This window comes from Pricia sp., from assembly GCF_041745955.1.
GTDB lineage: Bacteria > Bacteroidota > Bacteroidia > Flavobacteriales > Flavobacteriaceae > Pricia.
Genome location: NZ_JBGTHY010000279.1, coordinates 1 through 2,696, shown reverse-complemented (window position 1 = coordinate 2,696; position 2,696 = coordinate 1). Strand labels below are relative to the sequence as shown.

The following is a 2,696-nucleotide window of genomic DNA, read 5'->3' as shown; positions in this document are numbered from 1 at the left end:
GGTGAGAATGTATTTGGTTTAGGAACCAAGGTCTTTTCATATTCAGATGGAAAACTACAGTACAAAGAATTATACCCGGTACGAGGCTTTCAGGCGTCGTCGGAACCTATTGTCCATTTTGGTTATGGAAAATCGACCACAGTGGATTCCCTAAAAGTAGTCTGGCCTGATGGCAACTATCAAGTTTTAAGGGATGTTGCAACCAATCAAACGATGACCTTGTCCCCTAGCAACACCAAGCCGTTCGACTACGGCTCATTACTGCCAAAGCCCCAACCTCTTTTTAAAAGAATCGTGGGCAACCTAGGTATCAATTTTAAGCATGAAGAGGATAACTACACCGATTTCAACCGGCAGAAATTGATTCCCTATCAACTGTCCGATCGCGGTCCGGCGACGGCTCTGGGCGATTTAAACGACGATGGCAAGACGGATATCTTCTTTGGAGGCTCGAAATTTTATCCTGCAAAAGTCTATGTCCAGAACGACTCGACGTTTACGCCACAGGACATCCCGTCTATGGCCAAGGATTCCATCAAAGAGGATGTTAGCGCCACCATTGCAGATTTTACCGGGGATGGCAAAAACGACTTGATGGTAGGTTCGGGAGGAGGTGATTTTTATAATAAAATGCCACCCTTGTTGGATTCCTATTATATACAAGGGGACAGCACTTTTGTAGCGGGGCAGCTTCCCGAAAATTTCGAAAATGCTTCCATAATGGCACCTAACGACTTTGACGGTGACGGTGACCTCGATATTTTCGTAGGCAATCAAGCGGTTACGAATGATTTTGGAAAACTGCCGAACTCCTTTCTCCTGAAAAATACTGAAGGCCTTTTTGAGGTCATTGAGAATGCAGATCTCCAAAACCTGGGTATGGTCACGGATGCCATTTGGAATGATTTCGACGGTGACGGCCAAGATGATCTTATTGTTGTGGGCGAATGGATGGCACCGGTCTTTTTCAGGAACCTGAACGGAAAATTAGTTAGAACCGAAACCATCGGGAGCGACCTGACCGGCCTATGGCAAAGTATCGCTCCCTTTGATATCGATGGCGACGGCGATATCGATTACCTATTGGGTAACTGGGGAACGAATTCCAAATTTACGGCTTCCCAAAAATCACCGCTCAAAATGTACTACGATGATTTTGACGAAAACGGACAGTCCGAAACGATTACGGCAGTCAAGAAAGAGGGGGAATATTATCCGCTGGAAAATTTAGACGGATTGGCATCTCAAATGGTATTCTTAAAAAGGAAATTTAACACCTATACCTCTTTTGCCGGAAAGTCGATTGATGAAATTTTGGATAAGAAATCCATTGAACAAGCAAAAATACTGGAGGCATACGAGTTACGTTCCGGTTTTTTGAGAAACGATAATGGCAATTTTAGCTTTGTTCCGTTTCAAAATGAGCTGCAAGTTTCACCTTTGATGGCGTTCGTTTCCCATGATTTTGATGGTGATGGAAAAGTAGAGGTACTGGTCGCAGGCAACTATTTCGGGGTAAAGCCTTATCAAGGCCGTTTCGATTCATTCCCCGGCGCCTTAATCATAGCTGAAAACAATGTGGTTTTGGGATCCCGAATCGGTTTGAACCTCAGCCATAATTCTGTGCGCCACTTGAACATTATCGACTACAATGAGCATAGCTATTTACTGGTGACCATCAATAACGACAGCACTCAGGTGTATAAAGTAAACCCTAAAGACAAAACAAATGATATATGGGAAAGAAAATAGGCCGGTTTCTCGGGGTTGTTCTTTTAATTTTCTTACTCTGGTACTTTTTCTTAAAACCGCACGACTATGTCGTAAGATTCAAGGTGAAAGCGTTACCTGGCACTATCAGCCAGACCATAAAATTCTGGGGCAATCAGCTTGAAGGCAACGAATTTTTAGGCCAAAACGACCTTTTGAATCTTAAACATCGTATTAAATTCAATGATTCAACGTACACCTATCATTGGAAAATCGAATCGCAGAACGATTCCATATCGAAAGTGAAAGTCTTTGTTACCGATGACGACCACAGTTTGGCCAACCGCTTGGCCGTACCCTTTTCGGAAACCGATTTTGAAAAACGAACCAAGAAAACTGTTAAAGAATTCACAACAGTGTTGAAAGACCATCTTCAAAGTTTTAAAGTAACTATTACCGGTAAAGAGGAGATTTCTTCTAAATACTGCGCATGCTTCTCCTTAAAAGGCACCCAAAGGCAAAAAGCACGTGGTATGATGGAGTATTATTCACTATTGAGCAGTATTATGGCGCAAAAAAATATCGTTCTTGACGGTACGCCCTTGCTTAAGGTGGGAAAATGGAATATGCAAAAAGACAGCATATACTATAATTTTTGCTTCCCGGTCATTAAATCAGAAAGCCTTCCCAAAAGAGAAGGTCTGTCGTATATCCAAATTGAAAAGCAAGCTGCCATTCGCGCCGTATACAATGGTAACTATATCACCTCCGACAGGGCTTGGTACGCTTTGGTCGAATATGCTAAAAAAAACAATATCCCCATTAACCAAAAACCTTTGGAAATCTTCCATAACAACCCCAACATGGGTGGGGACGACCTGCTATGGGAAACGGAAGTCTTTATGCCTATTCGTGATTAAAATTCTAAATCCTAAGCTTGAAATTCTAAACAAATTCGAAGCCTGGATCATTAAAAACCGGGTTGG

At 42.5% G+C, this 2,696-nt stretch carries 2 protein-coding genes; both read left to right on the top strand.

The genetic code is table 11. From position 1 onward, the window contains the following. Positions 1-1,752: FG-GAP-like repeat-containing protein (locus ACEW8S_RS10260; RefSeq protein ID WP_373518060.1), on the top strand; the 1,752-nt coding region annotated here is incomplete at its 5' end. Then, on the top strand, positions 1,737-2,630 hold the full coding sequence (locus ACEW8S_RS10255) for an AraC family transcriptional regulator (protein WP_373518059.1): 894 nt from the start codon (positions 1,737-1,739) through the stop codon (positions 2,628-2,630). The genes ACEW8S_RS10260 and ACEW8S_RS10255, both read left to right, overlap by 16 nt. Positions 2,631-2,696 lie beyond the last annotated feature (66 nt).

Excerpts from the sequence above, each read along its gene's own strand:
- ACEW8S_RS10255 (WP_373518059.1), top strand. The coding sequence starts at position 1,737 with ATGGGAAAGAAAATAGGCCGGTTTCTCGGGGTTGTTCTTTTAATTTTC.